Source organism: Pleomorphovibrio marinus (assembly GCF_003347495.1).
Lineage (GTDB): Bacteria > Bacteroidota > Bacteroidia > Cytophagales > Cyclobacteriaceae > Pleomorphovibrio > Pleomorphovibrio marinus.
Map to the genome: position 1 here is coordinate 496,189 of NZ_QCXY01000001.1, position 21,390 is coordinate 517,578.

General features: G+C 41.9%; 20 protein-coding genes. 10 read left to right on the forward strand and 10 right to left on the reverse strand.

The annotated features are described in order from the left end of the window. Positions 1 to 4: 4 nt before the first annotated feature. The 9 genes from porN to DB520_RS02175 all read right to left on the reverse strand — a co-directional run bounded on the left by porN (position 5) and on the right by DB520_RS02175 (position 10,185). Positions 5 to 817 carry a type IX secretion system ring subunit PorN/GldN gene (gene porN / locus DB520_RS02135; protein ID WP_114748010.1) on the reverse strand — a complete coding sequence of 271 codons (813 nt, stop codon included), beginning with the start codon at positions 815 to 817 and terminating at the stop codon, positions 5 to 7. A 39-nt stretch (positions 818 to 856) separates the two neighbouring features. After that, positions 857 to 2,461, reverse strand: a complete 1,605-nt coding sequence (gene porM, locus DB520_RS02140; RefSeq protein ID WP_114748011.1) for a type IX secretion system motor protein PorM/GldM — start codon at positions 2,459 to 2,461, stop codon at positions 857 to 859. Between the two features lie 45 nt (positions 2,462 to 2,506). Further along, positions 2,507 to 3,319 (reverse strand): type IX secretion system motor protein PorL/GldL, encoded by an 813-nt coding sequence (porL, locus tag DB520_RS02145; protein ID WP_114748012.1) that lies wholly within the window; start codon positions 3,317 to 3,319, stop codon positions 2,507 to 2,509. Positions 3,320 to 3,361: 42 nt separating this feature from the next. Then, positions 3,362 to 4,456, reverse strand: a complete 1,095-nt coding sequence (porK, locus tag DB520_RS02150) for a T9SS ring complex lipoprotein PorK/GldK (protein WP_114748013.1) — start codon at positions 4,454 to 4,456, stop codon at positions 3,362 to 3,364. Positions 4,457 to 4,573: 117 nt separating this feature from the next. After that, positions 4,574 to 5,551 carry a PorP/SprF family type IX secretion system membrane protein gene (locus DB520_RS02155; protein ID WP_114748014.1) on the reverse strand — a complete coding sequence of 326 codons (978 nt, stop codon included), beginning with the start codon at positions 5,549 to 5,551 and terminating at the stop codon, positions 4,574 to 4,576. Positions 5,552 to 5,629: 78 nt separating this feature from the next. Beyond that, positions 5,630 to 6,403 (reverse strand): uroporphyrinogen-III synthase, encoded by a 774-nt coding sequence (locus DB520_RS02160; protein ID WP_114748015.1) that lies wholly within the window; start codon positions 6,401 to 6,403, stop codon positions 5,630 to 5,632. A gap of 26 nt (positions 6,404 to 6,429) precedes the next feature. Continuing rightward, a complete protein-coding gene (locus tag DB520_RS02165; protein WP_114748016.1) occupies positions 6,430 to 7,530 on the reverse strand; it encodes a DUF4271 domain-containing protein in 1,101 nt (366 codons plus the stop codon). A 4-nt stretch (positions 7,531 to 7,534) separates the two neighbouring features. After that, positions 7,535 to 9,241 (reverse strand): BamA/TamA family outer membrane protein, encoded by a 1,707-nt coding sequence (locus DB520_RS02170; protein WP_232834795.1) that lies wholly within the window; start codon positions 9,239 to 9,241, stop codon positions 7,535 to 7,537. Between the two features lie 23 nt (positions 9,242 to 9,264). Further along, on the reverse strand, positions 9,265 to 10,185 hold the full coding sequence (locus DB520_RS02175) for an SMP-30/gluconolactonase/LRE family protein (protein WP_114748740.1): 921 nt from the start codon (positions 10,183 to 10,185) through the stop codon (positions 9,265 to 9,267). 202 nt (positions 10,186 to 10,387) lie between these two features. Between DB520_RS02175 and hemW the strand changes: the two genes are divergently transcribed. Both hemW and DB520_RS02185 read left to right on the forward strand, forming a co-directional pair. Beyond that, positions 10,388 to 11,512, forward strand: a complete 1,125-nt coding sequence (gene hemW, locus DB520_RS02180) for a radical SAM family heme chaperone HemW (RefSeq protein ID WP_114748018.1) — start codon at positions 10,388 to 10,390, stop codon at positions 11,510 to 11,512. A gap of 56 nt (positions 11,513 to 11,568) precedes the next feature. Continuing rightward, a complete protein-coding gene (locus DB520_RS02185) occupies positions 11,569 to 11,844 on the forward strand; it encodes a DUF721 domain-containing protein (protein WP_232834796.1) in 276 nt (91 codons plus the stop codon). On the opposite strand, the gene DB520_RS02190 is transcribed toward DB520_RS02185, so the two are convergent. After that, positions 11,841 to 12,554 carry a DUF4197 domain-containing protein gene (locus tag DB520_RS02190; protein WP_114748020.1) on the reverse strand — a complete coding sequence of 238 codons (714 nt, stop codon included), beginning with the start codon at positions 12,552 to 12,554 and terminating at the stop codon, positions 11,841 to 11,843. The two genes, DB520_RS02185 and DB520_RS02190, sit on opposite strands and share 4 nt — an antisense overlap. A 311-nt stretch (positions 12,555 to 12,865) precedes the next feature. Between DB520_RS02190 and DB520_RS02195 the strand changes: the two genes are divergently transcribed. From DB520_RS02195 to DB520_RS02230, 8 genes are all read left to right on the forward strand, one after another. After that, positions 12,866 to 14,851, forward strand: coding sequence for a GAF domain-containing SpoIIE family protein phosphatase (locus DB520_RS02195; RefSeq protein WP_317047729.1), 1,986 nt, complete (start codon positions 12,866 to 12,868; stop codon positions 14,849 to 14,851). 30 nt (positions 14,852 to 14,881) lie between these two features. After that, complete coding sequence (locus DB520_RS02200) at positions 14,882 to 15,226, forward strand: STAS domain-containing protein (protein WP_114748022.1); 345 nt, start codon at positions 14,882 to 14,884, stop codon at positions 15,224 to 15,226. Continuing rightward, positions 15,216 to 15,632 carry an ATP-binding protein gene (locus DB520_RS02205; RefSeq protein WP_114748023.1) on the forward strand — a complete coding sequence of 139 codons (417 nt, stop codon included), beginning with the start codon at positions 15,216 to 15,218 and terminating at the stop codon, positions 15,630 to 15,632. The genes DB520_RS02200 and DB520_RS02205 overlap by 11 nt, the downstream gene beginning before the upstream one ends. A 90-nt stretch (positions 15,633 to 15,722) precedes the next feature. Further along, entirely contained in the window at positions 15,723 to 17,732 is a 2,010-nt protein-coding gene (locus DB520_RS02210) for a peptidylprolyl isomerase (protein ID WP_114748742.1), read from the forward strand. Next, positions 17,689 to 18,594, forward strand: a complete 906-nt coding sequence (locus tag DB520_RS02215; RefSeq protein WP_114748024.1) for a peptidylprolyl isomerase — start codon at positions 17,689 to 17,691, stop codon at positions 18,592 to 18,594. The genes DB520_RS02210 and DB520_RS02215 overlap by 44 nt, the downstream gene beginning before the upstream one ends. Continuing rightward, positions 18,587 to 20,020, forward strand: coding sequence for a peptidylprolyl isomerase (locus DB520_RS02220; protein ID WP_114748741.1), 1,434 nt, complete (start codon positions 18,587 to 18,589; stop codon positions 20,018 to 20,020). Before DB520_RS02215 ends, DB520_RS02220 begins: the two co-directional genes overlap by 8 nt. An 86-nt stretch (positions 20,021 to 20,106) precedes the next feature. Next, positions 20,107 to 20,724 carry a nicotinamide riboside transporter PnuC gene (gene pnuC / locus DB520_RS02225; RefSeq protein WP_114748025.1) on the forward strand — a complete coding sequence of 206 codons (618 nt, stop codon included), beginning with the start codon at positions 20,107 to 20,109 and terminating at the stop codon, positions 20,722 to 20,724. 98 nt (positions 20,725 to 20,822) lie between these two features. Continuing rightward, positions 20,823 to 21,389 (forward strand): AAA family ATPase, encoded by a 567-nt coding sequence (locus DB520_RS02230; RefSeq protein WP_114748026.1) that lies wholly within the window; start codon positions 20,823 to 20,825, stop codon positions 21,387 to 21,389. Position 21,390 lies beyond the last annotated feature (1 nt).

A 21,390-nucleotide genomic window follows, 5' to 3' on the forward strand; every position in this document is an offset into this window, starting at 1 on the left:
TTTCTTACCATTCCCAAAGGGTGTTTTCCCATTCCAGAAGGTCATATTCAAATTCCAAAGACTTCAAATATGCCTGTAACCTTGAATTCTGAGAATCCGAATCTATCATGTCTGCAATCAGGGCATTATCCGGATTGGTATATTTCCTGACCACTGACCTGAACAACCTTAAATCAAAGGCCTGGCTGTAAGGCATATGCTTAGAGGTATTCTGAAAGTTGATCCACTTGGCTTCTGGATGATCCTTAAAGTGATCATAAAAATCCTTGAAACGAATATAGGCAATGGTTTTTTGACCTGCATTGGAGTTCGTTTCAGAAGGCATTACCATTTCCAAGTATTTCACATCGAATTTAATCTCCGACCTGTGCTTGTCAAACAAAAAGTCTTCTTTGAAATCCAGATAATACAAATCCTTCACAAAGATGCTATCCCCATTTGCAGCTATCCAGAAGTTAGTCTGAAACTCACTTATGGAAAGTGGCTGGGTAAACTCCTCATCGCCAAAGATCTCAAAAGCATTTTCATCCACTACAGCCTTGTAGATTTGGGATATAATACCATCTGCCTTCAAGCCTCCGGTACCATAAAGGGGAAGGTTAAACTTTTCCCTTAGGTCAATTCTTCTCCAAACCCCAATTTGATACATTTTATCATCCTCCCTGATGGGAAGCACAGAATAAACAGTATCAATTTGGAAACCATTGTCCCCACCATTGGCAGGGCGCTGGCTGTTTGGCCCTTGCGCAAAAATCTCCATACCGCCTGATAACAACAAAAAGCTGAGGATGAAAGATATTTTAAGTATTCCCTTCATAATCTTTTCAATTTTAATATCCAATAGGGACGAGCAATATTAATTTTTAACAGGGATAGAAAACACCTCATTCATGGAAATCGGTATCTTCCTCTGCTGAAAATTCGTCCGAGTAACTTCATTTACTATTACTACCAGCCTATCTCCGGCCTGCGCCTGAGCAAGCAGGTTGGTAATCGCCACGGATTCCCCGGAGATCTTTACCTGGTCCCTGGGTACGTCGTTCCTGATAAGCCTTATTTCCCCTGCAGTAACCTCAAAGTTAGCATCTCTGGCCATAGTTCTTGCGAAATTAGGTTCTGCAATTGCCCTTATCCTCAAATTTCTAAGTTGCCCAACCGAGGATGGGTTTTGAAGGTCAACTTGGGTTTCCCCGATATATGGCCGAATGGTAGGTGTTGGAACACCTCTGATGTCATATTCAACTGCACCAATCCGATTGCCCCCACTTGAAACGCCTATATTCACCTTGCCTGAGCTACCTGGAATGATGGTTACTTCACCAGGTCTATTACCTTTGACGGACTGACCACCTGACACTGAAAACTCAGGGGCATAGGAACTGCCCAAGGCAGGAACATCAATCATAAGGTCATTGGCACATTCTGCATAAAGCTGTTGCACCACCTCCGACGTCACCCTGATCAAGGGTTGCGCTACAAAGTAATCATACTCTACAGTAAGGAGGCTATCCACACCACCTATGGGCACGACCACCTCACCTTTTAAGGTTCTTTTGGCCAAACCTCTGTCATCATAATTGCTGGCAGGAGCCACATTAAACTCAATTTTGCCGAAACCATCCACGACAGGAACTTCTCTACCATCAGCTGTCATCTTCATCTCTATTCCGGAAGCAGAAGAAGCCACAAACATATCCGCCTCAAACTTAGTGCCTGCGGCAACCACATTGGAACTAGCAGCCACCCTGGCAAACAACTTATCAGCCTCAAAGATAAAAGAGCCCAAAGAATTTGTGATCCCCCTGAGGGCCTCACTCTCAATATTTAGCACTTCGTTTTGATGTTGAGATATGATAGCAATCACTGCACCAATTGGAGACTTCACAAAATTAAGGTTCACATAATCCTTAAACCTCACGTCAGGGTCATTCTTGAAAAGATCTATCTCGTCTGCATCATTGGCAATCTTTTCAAAAGACATGTTCACCCCAATTCCGGCCAAGAGGGTACTTACCTCCTGTGGGTATTGGTTAAGCTTTTCCTGCATCTCATACCCAACTCTGTTGTTGTTGAAGATATTACCAGGAATATCTACATTTTTTAAAGCGGAGTTTTTAAATACACCTTCATCAGTTTTGGCATTTGAAACCTCTATGAGGTTCTGCTTGATATCCTCCAGATAACTGTAGATATCCGCAGTCATACTTCGTATCTCACGTGCTGCATCCACCTTAGGCAAATCCAACTCATTGCTTCCTTGCTGTTCTACAGTAGAGGAAATTATATTCACCGCAAATTCATTCTTTTGAATATAGTTCTTGGAGGTTCTTTCCAAACCAGCATTCAGAAGTATAAACTTTTGGAGGATTTGATTACTCACTTGTAAGGCCAAGAGTGCGGTAAGAACGAGGTACATCATACCTATCATCCGCTGCCTTGGGGTCTCTTTTCCACCCGCCATAGTATTGTTTTTTTTTAGAAAATTTAATCCTGTCCTAACCTGCTACTAAGCTTTCATTGCTGTAAGCATGCCTCCATAAATTTTATTGAGGGCATTTACGTTGCTGTTTAGCTTGGAAAGCTCATTTTTAAAGGACTCGGTTTCTTTTCCTGCTTCATTTAATCCTTCCATTGCCGCTGTCACGTTAGAATAAAACTTATTCAGTACCTTCACGTGACTTTGGGTATCCTGAAGTTCCATTTCATAGATGTTGTTCAATGCCGAGAGGCTTTTAGTAACATTTACAATCTGATCCCGGTATTGCTTGGCGTCCTGGCTTGCGGAAGACATCTCAGCAAGAGCAGAGGCGGTCTTCGTATAGGACTCATTTATTTCAACCAAGGTCTTGGATGCCGTTTTTACATTATTCGCATAATCATTCGTGGCTAATGCAGCATCGGAGAGCGTACCCATTTTTTCCGTAGAAGTAGCTAAGTTCTGCAATCCCTTTCCTAAGCTTTCGATAAGTTCTGGGCCAATCTTGGCTTTTTCCAGCATATCATCTAGCTTCTGAGAAGTTTGGTCTGTTTGAGCAACAGCAACTTTCTTCTTAGTAGGAGTTGAACCTGTGTTCTCTCCAGCCAGTTCTGGATAAACCTTCGACCAGTCTAGCTCTTCGTGTTTTGGCTCAAAGGCAGACAAGAAAAATATAAAGGCCTCTGTGGTAAGACCAACCCCAATCATAAGGGATGCAAAAGGCCAATCTAAAATTTTAAACATTGCACCTAAGATTACTACAGATGCACCAATCCCATAAATCTTGGGCATTATCGAGCCATAAAATTTATATGACAGCGTGTTTTTATTATCCTGTGACATAGTATTAAATAAAAAGAAATTAAATTTTGGTTTGACTAAGCATTATCTTCTACTTCTTCTATTGGTTCTTGACTCCATTGACCCAGACCTTCCTATATAAGTCATGGCAGTTCTGAACCCAATATGGGCAGTCTGTACCTGCTGATACTCATATGTTCTTGTACTAGTTTCCAAAAAATGAGCAACATCCTTCCAGGATCCTCCCCTAACCACTTTTCTTGGCTCGTTGGGGTCATCGTAAATAGGATCCATATCCCAGACAAGGGCGTTGGATGCAGGACTGTAAGCATCTTCCACCCACTCGGATACATTACCCGCCATGTTGAAAATGCCATATCCGTTTGGGGCAAAAGCATCTACAGGAGCTGTATATGCAAACCCATCGTCAATATAATTACCCCTACCAGGCTTGAAGTTGGCCATAAGACATCCTCTTCTGTTTCTCAAGTAAGGGCCACCCCATGGATATTTGGCTATTTCCTTTCCTCCTTTGGCTGCATATTCCCATTCAGCCTCAAAAGGCAACCTGAATTTTGGCATATCAAATTCTGATCGGTCATTTGCATTCATGTGGTAGGATTTCCACTCGCAAAATTTCTTTGCCTGTTCCCAACTCACCCCTACCACCGGGTAATCATCAAATGCCGGGTGGTCGAAATAATACTCCATTAAGGGGTCTCCGTAATGGTGGGTAAAACTAGTGGACCACACAGTGGTGTCTGGAACCAATTCATCATACTCGAACTCCGGTGGATCCGCCTGAGTTGTCGGTGTACCAAAAGCTAAGTCTCCCATCCTTACCGCATCTAAAAATTGACGGTACTTGTTGTTGGATACCTCATACTTGTCCATGAAAAATTCTGAAATGGTAATCTGCTTGTTCATCGAAGACATACTTAATGCAATGTCTTCGTCAGCTTGACCCATCCAAAAAGTTCCGGCTTTCACAGGGACCATCTCATAAGGCAAGGCTTGTTGCCAGCCAGACCTTTTGGGAACTCCCGTAACTTCACCTCTTCTGTTCAGCTTTTCACTTGCCCCTCCCCTGTTTCCGAATAGGCCGCATCCCTGAAGTAGTGTCGCCGCAATTAACCCTATTACCAAGGCAAAAAAACGACTTTTCATTTTTAATAGCATAAATGACATTTTATTAACTACATTCAATATCAACTATTTAATCGATTAACCAAATCGAAATTTAGTAGAAATTATCAGAAAAACACAAATTAAATTCTCATTTTATATATATAAATTTTAGAACCTAAATCGTGGTGTTCTCTGAATCACCCTTTCCAAATCTCTCTTTACTTGCGGCAAATCATAAGACAACATAAATTCATGCGAGGTAGGGGATTTAGCTTCCAAGCCTCCAACGACAAGATCAAATGCGTATCCCAATCTTAAGGAGTTATCCCTTAGAAGACTATAGCCTAGCAAAACGGAGGCTGATTCCTCCCCTCTGTAGGCTAAGCCAAGACTCACTTTCTTATTATACGTGCCTATAACGCTGACGTCATAAGAAAAATTATTAATGGAGATCGATTTTAATAAGATACTTGGTTCTACACTGAACAAGGCAAAAGTATTAATTCTATATCCCACTAACAGGTAGTTGTGGTTTTCAAGTTGGTTGTTGATGTTTCCATCCCCAAAATCAAAGCTGGGTTCAAAGAAATTCCTGGAACTTACGCCCACATAAAAGTTACTACGGTCATAAAGCATGCCAAATGACACATTGTTGTTGATTTGATTTTCCCTGCCAGAGGTGGGGACACTTGGGTCTGGATTAACAGGGTTGTTGTCGTCATAATTCATGGTGGTGGAAAAAAAACCTCCGGATGCACCAAAACTCAAAGTGCCCCTGCCTATTCTCAAATGATAGGCCAGGGAAAGGTTAATCTCCTGGTTGTTCGTGATTCCGATATCGTCGTTTACCACCGTCAAGCCAAAACCAAGGTTGGCCTTCTCTATGGCTCCAGAAAAGGTGAGCAACTGAGTGGTTGGTGCACCTCCGGTGCCGGCTGTACTTGTATAAGCCAGCCATTGGCTACGATGAAGTGCCGAAAACGAATACCCACCGCCTTTTCCAGAAAAGGCTGGATTGTAAAACTGGCCATTATACATAAACTGAGTAAACTGCGCATCTTGTTGAGCTTGGACCTGATGGGGTAGGGTAAACGAAACCATCCATCCAATGATAGCACCTGCAAACAGGTAAATCCATTTCATCATGTGTAAATGACATTTTGCATTTGAAAACCTAGTCTACACAATTTAACTGAATTTACCTTAAAAAAGATATAAAAGATGCTACAATTTATTCGCTTTTTTTATATAAAGTTCCAAAGCACCAGTCATACTAGGGGCATTGGGAAGGGGGGCTTCTATATCCAATATCAAGTTCCTTTCCTTTACTGCCTGTGCCGTGGTAGGTCCAAAAGCCGCAATCCGGGTATTGTTCTGCTCGAAATTAGGGAAGTTGTGGAACAGGGACTTTATGCCGGAGGGACTGAAAAAGGCCAATATGTCATACTTTATATCCTTAAGGTCAGAAAGGTCCGCTGCCACGGTATGATAGATAATGGCTTCTGTAAAGGAAATGCTCTGCTTGGTAAGATAATCGGGTATTTCGTCCTTCCTTATATCTGAGCAGGGAAACAAATACTTCTCCCCCTTATGCTTCTTGAAGTAGTCAAAAAGGTCGGAGGCAGTCCTGCCCCCCACAAAGAGTTTCCTTTTTCTTATTACAATATACTTTTGTAAATAATGCGCTGTCTGGTCAGAAATGCAAAAATACTTCATGTCCGCGGGCATTTCCACCTTTAGCTCCTGGCAGATACTAAAAAAATGGTCTATGGCATTCCTGCTGGTGAAAATAATCGCAGTGTGCTTAAGGATTTCAATTTTTTGTTTCCTGAATTCCTTGATGGAGACAGGCTCAACCTTTATAAAAGGCCTGAAATCAATCTTGATGTTGTATTTTTCAGCAAGTTGAAAATAAGGTGACCTTTCATCAGAAGGTTTTGGCTGGGAAACCAGTACACTTTTAACCCTAGTAAGCCTGTCTTTGGTCGATTTACTCATCTTTTAGTCTTTCCTTGGTTTTTTCGTTACCTCATCAGAAATTGTGTGATCACCAAAAAGGGGATCAATTCTGAGGTGCAAATGTAAGAAAATAAATGGTAAAGTTTAAATGATCCTGATTTCTGAGCCACGATAAGAAACATCACAACCCCAGTCAAATAAACAAAAAACATACTTCTTGCCAGAAGGCTGATGTGATTTTCAGCAGTAAGGGGGTAGTTAGTCATTATAAATAACAATGCTGAAAAAACCAAAAGGCCAATAATGGAAACCACACGGAGCATGAACATGAATTGAGATCCCTCTACCACCTCCAACCTGAAAATAAAGGCAATAATTTTAATCCAAAAAAATTTCAGATATCCAATGGCCAAGAATATCAGAATGCCAACCAACCAATAAAAAAGGAGGGTGTTCAGATCAGTGGACACCTCCACCCCTAAGGGGTGTACCAGAACCAAGAATACTATCCCAATTAGTGCAAAGGCCATACTCAATACTAGCATATAAAATACGGTGGATGCAGAAAAGACCTTTGAAACAAAGCTGGACTCCATCACCTCCTCCGCATCAAAAAGTTTACCTGGATGGAGCATACTTGATAAGACGGAGTAATTTACAGACCTAAATATTGCAAGTACCCCAATAATCAACAATGCTACCAATACAAAGAACTCCTCCAATGACGCTCTGTCTCGGGTCGAAGACAGTTGGTCCTCCGCTACTTTCTCCGATATTTGAAGCTCGTCCTGAAAATACCCCTTATTCACCTTTATCCTGTCCAAATCAAGAGCTTGGTTCAGAAAAATCAATGCTACAGTATCTCTTCCCGATTGGGGTAGCGTGTCGACTAGGGAAACTAACGGAAGGTGAAGGGTAGTGTCCACCTTCACGTGATGTAATAGCCGGGACTCCACAAACAAGCTGGTTCCTTCTTGTAGGTCGATCCTGAGGACAGATTGGGGAAAAGTATTTAAATTAACGTAAACCTCGGCCCTGGGTATTTTCTTGGAAAAGCCACCTTTCATTCCAACCTGAGTTACCTCATAGCTTTCTAATACCTGAGCTTCTAGGCAAGTCACAAAAGTCAACAAAAACAACCCTACTCCAAAAATAAATCCTCTCATAAGCCTAGAATCTTGCTGTATATCCAAAATGAATCCTGGAGTAATTAAAACCTATCGGCTGATTCTCCGCCTTGCCCACTGCATATACAAAGTTAAATATCCCTCCCTTAGTCTCCATACTAAAACCGGCACCGAACGCAATGGGCCAGTCAGCTCTTGAGGAAGTAACTTGATTTTCCATTCTACCAAAGTCTGCAAAAATCAAAAAATACGAACTAGTATCAAAGTAATATCTTGGTTCAATGTTTAAATACGCATAGCGGCTTGCAAAAAAGAAATTCTCATTAAACCCCCTGAAAGATTTTAGACCGCCAACCCTAAAAAGGTCATTGAGAAGCAGGTTTTCATTATCCATTTCCCCAGCCCTCAGCCTATAGAGAGCACCAAATTTGCCCCTTACAAGATGACGGTACGAGATATCCGCTTCCATATAATATTGCAGGCTCACCATTTCCACCCCTTCGTAAAGCTCATTGGGCAGACCTGTGTTTTGGATCAGTCGTTTATTACCCAACCCTGTGTTAAACGAGGCATGCCACCCTTGGGTAGGGAAGAAGGCATCATTCAAATCACTGAATGTCACTCTTCCCCCATAATTATTGTACCTGAAATCCGCTGCTTCGGGCAGGCTTTTTGCGCTTTTATGCCTAAAAGTAGAAAGTAGATCCCCAGCCTGCCTTCTATTGAAAAAACTCAGATATGTCTTCCCGCTAATCCTATAGCCCAGGTTGATGGAAAAATCCCTATTTAGGAAGGTAGTGTCCTCTTTCAACAAAAAATAACTGGCATGAAGGTCTATCCTGCTGCCAAAAACCAGGGGTTCGGTCGCTGCTACTCTTAAATTTTGAGAATATTGGCTTAACCTTTGCCAATTTATCTGGTAATTCCTCCCCTTTCCCGAAACATTGTACAATTCCAGATCAAATTGTCCTGTAACCAGCATACGGTTGGCCTCAATTTCATTGGGTAAAAACCCGATAATCCCATCTATGGTGTTTAACTTCCTGTCCTCTAAGGGCAAATAGAGCGTTGCTTCTTCGTTTTGGAAGGTAAGTGATGGTGATTCCGAAAGCTGCACGTAGGGAATATTTCTGAGAGCTTGGAGGGCATTTTCCACCTTCTTTTGGGAAAAAGGTTCTCCTGGCACCAAATCCAGGCTTTTGGCCAAAAACATAGGTTTGGTCCTGGATCCTCCCAATACCTGAAGTGTGTCGAAGGTGATATGTGGGCCTAAATCCATCCACATGTCCGCCCCTAGGTTGTCTTTTTCAAGGTAGAGACTGTCCAACTTGATATTTGCAAATGGGAAACCATGGTTCTCGGCTGTACTTAACAGACGGTCAAAGCTTCTCTGCAATACCCTAAAATTTATAGGCTTATGCTGAAAAAACCTTAGGTCTATTCCCGACTTTAAAACCAGCCAATCTTCAACATTACCCTGACCCAGGCTTACCCACTCGAACATTTGGCGCGTTTGAATAGTGAGCTCCATCACTCCCTCCTCTGAAAAATCCGAGTGGATGACCTGAGCCAATAAATAGCCCTGCCCCTGTAAATCCAGTAAAAGGGATTTGACCTGCTGATCTCTGCTAAGGGAATCCTCAAACACCAGTTCCTCAACCCGTGTTTGTTCACCTGTGACAGCATACCTCAACCTATACTCCTCTTGACCCAGTACACACCAAATGGATAAAAAATTGAATAAGCACAATAAACCTAGGAACCTCCCTTGATTTACCAGACTCCTCTCACCTTCATCTGCAAGGTATATACAGCATCCATCGCGGTGATAAACAGGGTTTTTCGGTCTCCTCCTCCAAAACAAACATTTGCGGTCCATTTAGCGTCTATCGGTATGTGGCCGATTTTATTTCCCTTATTGTTAAAAATAGTTACACCATCACCAGTAAGATATACATTTCCCCTGTTGTCAATGGTCATTCCATCCGAGCCCATGTCGGTAAAAAGTTGCCGATTGGTAAGATAACCGTCTTCCTCTATATCGTAAACGTAAGTCTTTTTATCCCCAATATCCGCAACATACAGTTTTTTACCGTCAGGTGTACCGACTATGCCATTAGGTTTGACCAATTTTTCGTCCACTCTGATAAGTTGCAATCCATCTTCGCTCAAATAATAGAGATGTTCTCCATCCTGTTGCATTTCAGGATCTCTATCCCAATATTCCCTTTTATAAAGTGGATCAGTGAAATACATATCCCCTTTGGGAGAAACCCATACATCGTTGGGGCCATTTAATTTATTCCCTTTATAGCTTTCCACAAGCACTTTGTGGTTGCCCTCATCATCTATGGACCAAAGTTGGTTGTACATATCAGCACAGGAAATTAATTGACCCTTAAGGGTGAAATACAGTCCGTTGGATCTTCCAGCACCTTCCATAAAGGTACTTACCTCACCGGTTTCGAAATTCCATTTATGTATTTTGTCATTGGGTTGATCCGTAAAAAATATATGCCCGGGTCGGTTTACTGCAGGTCCCTCCGTGAAACTAAACCCATCAGCCACTTTTTTCACCTCTGCGTTCCGCTGTACCAAACTTTTTTTTACGTCCATTTGAGCATGAACCCCATTGCTGAAAAGCAGTAGACAGATTGATAATAGGTAAATCGGGTTTAACTTATTTTGAAGCATTCTATTATTTGGATTATGATTTGACATTTTTCGCATTCTGAAATAAAGGTATAGTGTTGAATCATTTGTAACGACTACTTTTCCTTTAAAGTCGAAAATTAAGAAATTTAAAGTGAATTGAACCAATTATAATGCAATTATGCTTAATCTCATTGGCTGACTTCGTTAATTTTGGCAATTAAAGACCCCCAAACTCCCTTCTATGGCAGGAATTTACATCCATATTCCCTTTTGCAAACAAGCCTGTCATTATTGTGATTTTCATTTCTCTACCTCCCTAGACCTGAAAACCAAGCTTATTGATATGCTCAATAAGGAACTCATCACCAGGCGGGAGTACTTGGGCCGAGCCGGTATCGTTCGCACCATCTACTTTGGTGGAGGCACCCCCTCCCTTCTCACACCTTTGGAACTTGGGCGAATTATGGATACCATTACTGAGCAATACCAACTTGACCTTCAAGAAATCACGCTAGAGGCTAATCCGGATGATTTAAACCCCATGTTATTGGCCGCTTATAAGTCCATAGGTATTAACAGACTGAGTTTAGGCATTCAAAGCTTTCACGATGAGGTGTTGAGGTTTTACAACAGGGCCCACGATCAATCCCAATCCCTCCGGATAATTGAGATGGCAAAGGAAGCTGGCTTCGAAAAACTTTCCATCGACCTCATCTATGGGTACCCATACCCGAACCATAAGCTATGGAAAAAGGATCTGGAAATAGCCCTATCCAAAAATCCCGGGCACATCAGCAGCTATGCACTAACCCTTGAACCTAAAACCGTGCTGGAAAATTGGGCTAAAAAAGGAGTCTTTTCTCCTGCCTCCGAGGATTTTGTAGCCGAACAGTACGAGTGGCTGCTTGACCAAACGGAGGCCGAAGGTTACCTGGCTTACGAAATTTCTAACTTTGCAAGACCCACAGAGTTGGCTTTGCACAATTCCAATTACTGGAAAGGGGTACCTTACTTGGGAATAGGCCCCAGTGCACACTCCTTTGATGGGCAGCACCGGGGGCACAATATCCCCAACAACCCAAAATATATCAAAGAAATGCAAAAACGCGGCACTGCCCACACCCCTGAAATACTCAGTGCGGAGGAAAGTGCCAATGATTATATCCTTACTTCCCTCAGGACGATTTGGGGACTGGACAGGGACATTTTTTATGATAAAACAGGACGCGATATTTACCAGGAAAAAATAAAAGAATTGGATTGGCTAAGCCAGAACCAATGGATCACCATAAAGGATAAAAATATTTATTTGAGCCGAAAAGGGAAGCTCTTGGCAGATGATATTGCCTCCCGCTTGTTTTTTTAATTTTCTATCTTTACAAAATGAAAAAACCCAACAAAGGATCAACCCGAAAAAGCAACATGGCTCCTCTTAAGGATGTGTTTGAAGAGTTACTTGAAACCTACAAACTAAAAGATAGGTACAATGAGCAAAAAGTTGTTGCCATGTGGGGAGAAGTTATGGGTAACACCGTTGCCAAGCGAACCGAAAAGCTATTTATCAAAAAAAAGACCCTTTACGTTCAGCTTAACTCAGGCCCGGTGAAAAAAGAACTGATGATGAACAAATCAAAGGTAATCACCATTATGGCAGATCACTTCGGCGAAAACACCATTTTGGACATAGTATTTCTCTAGTCTTGGGCTGAAAACACCCTTCTCATGATAGCAGTGGTACGCTCCGCAGGGTTTTCCCTAATTTTTCTTTCTTCTTCTGCGACAAGGGTAAATAAGCCATCAATAGCCCTGGCGGTAACGTAGGCATTTAAGTCTGGGTCAATTTTTCTGGTAGTAGGAATGGCATTATAGGCACTTACTAAGTCCGTATAATGTCTAGTGGCTCCTACCTGGTCCAAGGATTCCTGGATCCTGGGCTGAAACAACGTGACGAGTTGATCGTAGGTGGTGCGTTGTAAAAACTGTGTAGCCGCATCCTGATCACCCCTAAGTATGGAAAAGGCATCCTGAATGGTGATCTGGCGTATGGCATTGATGAAAATGGGTTTAGCTTCTTGAGCGGCCCTTTCGGCACCTCGGTTTATTGTCAATAATACCCTGTCCACTTCAGAACCCAACCCAAACTGGCGCATGGTAGATTCCAGTCTCCTGAGTTCTTCTGGCAACAGTATTCGGATAATTTCATTGCCATAGAATCCATCTTCCTCGGAGGCAAGATCTGCCCCTACGCTGATGCCTTTTACCAGGGCATCTCTTAATCCATTGCCTACGTCCTCATTGGTGAGGGTGGCCTGGGAGGCGCCCTGCAAAAACCTATTAACATCCGCACTACTGCAGGCTGTTAAGATCCATAAGGCGAATAAAATTGTAAACCTGCCTTTAAACTTCATGTGTACATATATAATTGTTTCTTATTGGGCAAATAGCCGATCCCTACCTGCCCCGAACTCGCTTCGGGGGAATCTCGCTTTGATAACCCCTCCTTGTGAGGTTCTCCTCATGCCTGACTGCCGTCCAGGCAGGCTCTATTTCATAAGTCAAATCAAATGAAAATAAATTAGTTTTACTAGGGTGGCTCATGAATTCTGCCACTATCTATGTATTATTGTGGTAGTTTTTCATTATGTTCAAATTTCCCAACATACACATTGGCAAAATCACCATTATCCTAGCAATTTTTTCTTGGATATGCCTCTTATTGGTGGATTCCCTCAGAATATTTGGTGAGGTCAACCAGCTCGATGTAGGTATTTCCCCCCAACTTACCAATATCCTTGAAATCATTTTCTTCATAATAGTTTATGTCTTTTTCAACGATAATATCAACAAAAAACAAAACAACAGGTTTTTGAATCTCATTTGGCGTGCGGCCTCTACGGGGCTGGTAGCCTCTGCATTTTTTGTGGCCTCCTACCTCTTTCGGGAAGTACTGATGGCCGATACCAAACTGGCCGAGGACGAACAGCTCAAAAACCTGAGTTACCATATCAGCTTTGCCCTTACTTCCATTTTTTTGATATCTACCTCCCTGCTTTGGAAAAACCTCATATTGTACCAAAGAACCAAGAATGTCGTACAACAATGGCAAGCCTTCGAGATCATTTTGTTAATGAGCATGTTCTTCGTGTTATTTATCGAGGGAGGAGAAACCAGGTTTGGGCTCGTCGCCGGAATTCTGTTCATCGTAATTTACAGCATAATTTTATCCGTTAACTTAAAATGGATACCCTACCTTACCATCCGGGAAAAGTGGAAGTCCCTCCTTTTCCTCTTCATAATAATATTTTCTGCGGTAGGTCTGTTTTTCCAGCTTGCAGACCTTCAGCCCACGCAAGACATTAATTTGGTTTCCAACCTTTTTTTGATGGGCTTGTTTGCCTTTGTTATCATTTACTCCCTTTCCAGCTTCTTGGTGACCCTTTTCAACCTGCCCACTTCCTCCGTATTTGAACAAAAGCTCGTGGAAGCCATAAGCTTCCAAAAACTCAGCCAGTCTATAAAACCAGGCGAAGATGAGGAAAGGGTTTTGGACATATTGATGGATAGCTGTATGAGTGCAGCATATGTAGATGCTGCATGGATGGAGCTGCACCTTCCGGATGATGAAATAAAGGTAGCTCATCAACGTTTTATCTCCGACGAGGAAAGGGGGAATTTGAGAAAAACCCTACTTAATACGGATCCATTTGGTGACTTTTTGAATACCAATTCCCCATCGAATATAGAGTACATTTACGGAAAGTTAAATTACGAAGCCTTTGCCTCTATAGTGATTTTTCAACTGAAAGTCCACAAAAAGAGAATTGGCAATATTTTCTTGATCAAGGAGGTAAAAGAGGGGTTCAACAAGGAGATGATTGACATCATTTCCACCTTTGTAGGACAGGCCTGTATATCGGTGGAAAACTACAGGCTACTGAATGAGGCCCTTAGAAACGAGCGCTATAAGGAGGAGTTGGAAATTGCCAAAAAGGTACAACAAAGCCTATTGCCTTCTCACCTCCACCATAACGATTGTTTTGAGATTCATGGGTTTTCCGCGGCTGCCGATGAAGTAGGAGGGGATTATTATGAAACATATGCCTATAATAATCACCAGTTTGCCATGATCATTGGTGATGTTTCCGGTAAAGGAACCTCCGCTGCCTTTAATATGTCCCAGATGAAGGGAGTGTTCCACAGTCTGGTACAGATCAACCTTTCGCCTAAAGAGTTTTTAGTTAAAGCCAACAAAGCACTGAGTAATTGTCTAGAAAAGAAAAGTTTCATCACCACCACCTATTACATTCTAGATACAAAGGCTAAAACGATCCAATTTGCTAGGGCAGGGCATTGTCCTACCCTATATTTCAACCAGAAAAAAGGGGGGGCTGAGTTTCTGAAAATTACAGGTATGGGCTTGGGGATGGTAAGAAACGACCAATATGAAGAATTCCTGGAGGAGGGGTACATTCGGTACGAACCAGGTGACATCCTCCTTATGTACACAGATGGCATCATCGAGGCCAAAAACGAAATAGGGGAGGAATTTGGTTATGAAAGACTAAAATCAACCCTAGACGGATGCAGTAGGAACTCCGCAGAAAATATCAAAGAGGAAATCATAGATACCGTTTATTCCTTTGTAGGTAAGGATACCTTACCAGATGATGACTATTCACTGATGGTTGTCAAATTCAAGGGATAACATTAAGGGCATTAAAGCGTATAAACAATTATGTTAGAAATCACGCAGACCAAGGATGAAGCTTGCACCATTATCACCTTAAAAGGCGAGGTAGATGCCAGCAACTCCGTGGAGTTAGATGCTGCCATCCAAGAGGCCGTCAAATCCGGAAGCAAGAACATTTTAGTGGAAGGAAACGCGTTGGAATACATATCCTCCGCTGGCTTGGGGGTATTCATGTCCTATTTGGAGGATTTTCAGGAGAGCAATATCAGTTTTATTATCTTTGGTCTAAGTGAAAAGGTAGGCAACGTTTTTCACATTTTGGGCCTTGATCAACTAATCACATTGGTAGGCAATAAGGAAGAAGCTTTGGCGAGGATTTATGAGGCATGAACTTAACTTGTCCTGCGAAAAAAGCAGGCTAGCAGACTTAAGGCTGTTTCTTTCCAAGGTTCTTGAACCCGTAGGAATTTCAGAAATCGCCAAAAACCAGATTATACTGGCCGTAGAGGAGGTGTGCGCCAACCTAATTATTCATTCCCATGAGTGCAACCCAAAGGACTGTATCCACCTTAAAGTAATGGTTCATGAACAAAAAATCATTTTTGAAATAGCGGATTCTGGCCTTGCTTTTAACCTTTTAGAATACCAATCGCCTGCACTCTCGGAGGTGGTGAGAAAAAAAAAGAAAGGCGGACTGGGAATCTTGCTGGTAAGAAAGATCATGGACAAAATCGAATTTGAAAACCGGGAGGACAAAAACATTTGCAGACTAGTTAAAAGGTTGAATTCCAAATAAATGTTAAATGCAGTCGCTAAGTCGTGACTTTTTCCAATTTTATCTTTTAAAATTTGTATCATTGCAGCGATGTTAAAGGTTGGGACTGATATGATTGACCTTCGATGGCTTACTCTGTTGTTGGCTTTGGCGTGGGCCTGTTCTCCTAAATTAGCAACGGATAATTCTGAGAAGGGGCCAAAGATGGAGGCCAGTGATGAGGAGCCTTTTCTTATTAAAATAGCAGGTGAACCTGTATATGCGGAGGAATTTTTATACGTACTTTCAAAAAATGCAAGCTTTTCCGAGGGGGAAGACTCAAACAAAGAACCGGATATCGATGAAAGTTTTGAACTATTTGTCAATTATAAACTGAAGGTAAAGGAAGCTATTGATAGAGGGTATCACGAAACAGATGATTTTCAGGAGGAATTCAACAGTTTCAAGGAAGAAATCACCCAACCCTATCTGCTCGAAAACCAAGTGCAGGAGGGGGAAATCCAAAAAGCATATGCAAGATTGAAAGAAGTGATTAAGGCAAGCCATATTCTTTTGACTTTTCCTCCTGATGCCAGCCATGATGATTCTTTAGCCGTCTTTAGGATGGCTGAAAAAATCAAGGCCGATGCTGAGTCCGGTGAGGACTTTGCACTACTGGCAATGGAACACTCCCAAGACCCTTCCGTTGTTCAAAATAAGGGTTCGTTGGGGTATTTTACAGCTATGCAAATGGTATACCCGTTTGAAGCAGCGGCCTATAGCTTGAATATTGGACAAGTATCGGATCCAGTGCTTACCGATTTCGGTTATCATATTATTAAACTAGAGGACCGAAAACCCAACCCCGGGGAGGTGCGGGTGAGCCACTTATTGATCCGGGTGGACACCGCCTTAGCAGGCAGTGAAGAGGGTGCTAAAAGAAAAATTAACGAGATTCACCAAGAATTGAGTAGGCAGCCTGACCAGTGGAAAGAACTGGTACTGAATTTCTCCGAAGATCCGGGAACCCGTTCAAATGCGGGTCTATTGCCTTGGTTCGGTGTAGGTGCCATTGTGCCGGAATTTGAAAAAACTGCTTTTTCTTTGAGCGCAAAGGGCGAGATTTCTCCACCTGTGAAGACAGACTATGGTTATCATCTCATCCGCCTAGAGGAGACAAAACCCGTAGCTCCTTATGAGGAACTTGCCCCATCACTAAAATCCCGGGTATTGAGAGACAGCCGTTTTAAGCAAATTCAATCTCAGGTTTTGGCCATGCAAATTGCCAAGTTCAAAGTGGAAGAAAACACTAAATTATATCAGGAATTAGAAAAACTAGTGATTGACGGTAATTCCCAACTTGACAGTTTGCCTATAGAGAAAAGGGACTGGCTGCTGAAATACAGCGATAAAACCGTAACTGTGGGCCAATTTTTAGACTACCTTCAGCAAAACCCTCCAAAACCCCTCGATGTACAACAAGGTGTTTCGGCTATTATCGATACCTTTATTGGAGAAAAACTCAAGGAGGAAGAAGAGAAAGAATTACTGAGGGAAAATTCCGAGTACAGGTTATTGGTGCAGGAGTTTCGAGAGGGTATCTTGCTGTTCAATTTGATGAATGATTTGGTTTGGCAAAAAGCCATGGAAGATAGCGTTGGTTTAGAGAGGTTTTTTGAAGAGAACCGAGAGGATTATCGCTGGGAGGAAAGGGTGGAGACTCTTATGGTAAAGGTAACGCAGGATAAACCTGAAAAGGTAGAAGCCCTGATCGATTTTCTAAAGGACAAAGACTACCAAAACGGATTAAATATGGAAATAAAGGAACGATTTTTACAGGATGATCCTTTACTTTTCACGGTGCAAGAAAATAGGGTGGAATGGGAAACCCACCAAATCCTAAAAGATTTAAATATCGACCAGTCCTTTCATACTATTAATCAGGGGGATGTTTTATACCTTGTTTTGATAGGGGAAAAAGAGCCAGCACGATTTAAAAACCTCAATGAGGTGAGGGGAAGGGTCATTCAGGACTATCAGAGCTATCTTGAAGAATCCCTAATCGTAGAGTTAAGAGATAAATATAAGATTGAGGTTAATGAAAGAGAAAAAAACAATGCCTACCAATTGGCACATCGCTAAGGCATTCCCCCTTTTGATTTGCCTGGGGTTGTTGGCTACTTCTTGTGACTTGTTCAAAATGAAGGGGGATTCAGAAGGGGAGGATAACCCTGTATTAGCTACGGTAGGCAAAAACAACCTAAAACTTTCGGATATTGAGTTTATCCGTAAAGACAACCAAGGAGAACTTGACAGTACAGAGTTGGTAAACCGATATCTTCAAAATTGGATTAAGAAGCAGCTCATGATTAGGGAGGCAAGTAAAAACCTAACCATAAATGAAGCTGAAATAGAGCGCAAACTATTGGATTACAGATATGCATTGATCGTATATGAGTTTGAAAAGTCCTTTGTGGAGCAAAAACTCGATAAAGAGGTAGGCATAGCGGAAATCGAAGAATATTATGACAAGCACAAGGAAAATTTTTCCTTGAAAGAAATAATTGTAAGAACTAATTTTGTGAAACTTGAGAAAAACCTCCCTCAAAAAAGGCAACTAGAAAGATTACTAAGAAACCAACGGGATGGTGACAAAAACGAATTAAAGGAATTGGCTTTGAGGTATGCAAATAACTATTATTTAGAGGATGGAAACTGGATAAAATTCGACGACATTATCCTAAATTCCCCTTTGGCACAAAACCCAAATAAGGTTCAGTTGCTAAAAAATGGCCCCCTCATCAGCGTTGACGATGACAACTATACCTATTACTTCAGCATATTAGAGTATAAACTTCAAGATCAAGTGCCACCTTTGGAGTTTGTAAGAGATGAAATTTCAAAAATCATCGTTAACAAAAGAAGAGTAGCACTTGCAGAACAGTTACACAAGGATGTCTATAATAAGGCATTGGACAATAATGAATTTAGAATTTATGATTAAGCAGATTAGATACTCCTATTCTATCGCACTTCTTTTATTTTTGAGTGCCAATACCTGTTTATGGGCACAAGAATCCGACACTTCTTCTTTAGCCAGTGCCGAAACGCCCAAAAAGGAGGAGAGACCTTCAGGACAGGTATTGGATAAAATCATTGCCAAGGTTGACAATCACATCATCCTGGAATCTGATCTTCAGAAAGCTTACCTTGAGGCTGTTTCCCAATCCCAACAGGGCTTCGAGGCACCTTCCAGGTGTGATGTGTTCGAATCACTTCTCATCAACAAACTAATGGTGGCCAAGTCTGAAATCGACTCCGTATTGGTTTCAGAAGCCGAGGTGTTGATTCAAACCGACCAAAGATTCAGCATGGTGCTTTCCCAATTTGGAGGTGACGAGGAATCCTTGGTGGAGATTTATGGTAAAACTGCCGACCAGCTCAAAGCCGAGATGCAGGATGCTATTAAGGAACAAATGATTGTCCAGAAAATGCAAGGCAAGATCGCAGAAGACCTGACTGTGTCACCGGCAGATGTAAGAAAGTTTTTTGAAGGTATTCCGAAAGATAGCTTACCCTTCTTTTCTGCTGAAGTTTCAGTAGGTCAAATCGTGAAAAAGCCTGAGGTCAGCAAAACCCAAAAAGACAAAGTCATTAGCCAAATGATGGAAATCAAGAAAAAAATCCTTGATGGAGAAGAAGATTTTGCCAGCATGGCCAGAAAGTATTCTCAGGACCCTGGCTCGGCGGCTCAGGGAGGGGATTTAGGCTTCTTTAGAAGGGGAGAACTTGCACCGGAATACGAAGCGACTTCCTTTGCGCTAAAACCAGGTGAAATAAGTGATCCCGTGGAAAGTATGTTTGGTTTTCACATGATTCAGCTTCTAGAGCGAAGGGGGAATACCTTTAACACACGCCATATTTTGATAAAACCTGAACCCTCTGAAGAAGATGTGGTGAGGGCGGAAAAATACCTGGATAGCCTTAGAAAGGAAATCCTTGCAGATAAAATCAGCTTTGCAAAAGCTGCAAAAGAACATTCAGATGACCGGGAAACTTCCGATAACGGAGGATTTTTCACTGACCCTAACTCAGGTTCAAATCGATTGACCTTAAGAACCTTGGAAGATCCGGTACTGTATTTTACTATTGACACCATGAAGGTAGGTGATGTTACAGTCCCTATGCGATACGATGATGTGGATCAAAGGTCTGGAAGAAGTGAGCCTTCTGTGAGGATATTGTTCTATAAAGAGCGTTTTTCAGCGCATAGGGCCAACCTCAAGGATGACTATGAAAAACTTAAACAGGCGACCAGGCGTAAAAAAGAAGAGGACATACTAAGCAATTGGTTTGTTCTAGCTAAGGAAGAAGTATTTATTGATATAGATCCTCAATACGACCGTTGCGAAGTTTTGCAGGAAAAATGACCTTGTTAAGGAACCAATTATAATAAACAGCGGGGAGTTAATTATCTTTCCGCTGTTTGTTTTTATGAGGTTGTCAGCTATTGAATATGGAAGTTAATTACTGGGTGAATCATTTCATGTTGGGTCTTTATGACATGTCATGGTTGGAAGGCTTGGCGGTATTTTTTGGCTTGGCCTCTGTTTATTTCTCCATTAAAAGAAATATCCTGGTGTTTCCCACGGGAATTATCAGCACACTAATCTATGTGTGGATTTGTTTCCAGGTTCGACTTTATGCAGATATGGGGATCAATGCGTATTATTTTTCCATGTCTATCTATGGTTGGTACATTTGGGCAAACCCTAAACCGGGGAAAAGTGAAGTTCCAGTAACCTGGTTGAGTACCAGGGGTATACTGAATTCCTTATTGCTATTTCTCATTTCTTACCTGCTTTTGTATGCTATCCTTCATTTCTTCACCGACAGTGATGTGCCTTCCTGGGATGCTCTGACTACTGCTTCTGCCTTTGTGGGTATGTGGCTAATGGCAAAAAAGAAAGTGGAAAACTGGATTGCCTGGATAATCACCGATCTGATCTCGGTTCCACTTTACATCTATAAAGGCCTCCCGCTCACCGCCTTCCAATTTGGTGTGTTTACCGTTATGGCAAGTATAGGATTGCATTCCTGGATCAAAGCTTACCGGAAAACACAGACGGCCTGACCTTGAGGAAAGGGATCCCTTTTGGAAGGGGAAATGCTTAAAGAAAAATCAAATGTGGATATATCCGCAAACATGCTTAGCTAAACAAGGATACAGCAATGCCACCAATCATTATTTCCATAATAGGCCCTGAGTCAACAGGAAAAAGCACACTCGCCAAAGATCTTGCCCAGCATTATGGGGAACCCTGGGTTCCAGAATACGCCCGTGAATATATCGATAAACTAGATAGACCGTATAATTATGATGACCTAAGCCAAATAGCAAAAGGACAACTGCTGCTTCAGGAAAAATTGGCCAAAAAGTCCAAAAACCTCCTTTTTTGGGATACCGATCTGCAAGTAATAAAGGTATGGAGCTTGCACAAATACAACAAGCTGCATCCTTGGATCGAGGAAAAATGCCAAACCCAGCTCCCTCACTTCTATATTTTGACAAACATAGACTTACCGTGGGAGCCAGACCCACAAAGGGAACATCCAGATCCGAAAATGCGCTTGTTTTTTTTTAATAGGTATTTGCAAATAATCCAAGAATCAAAGGTTCCTTATACTATAGCCCGAGGTAACCGGAAACAAAGGCTTGAGGTCTGCCTCCAAGCCATAGAATCCTACATCCATAAAAAAAGAAATCCGGGCTTCAAGAAGAAGTCCGGAAATCCTTAAT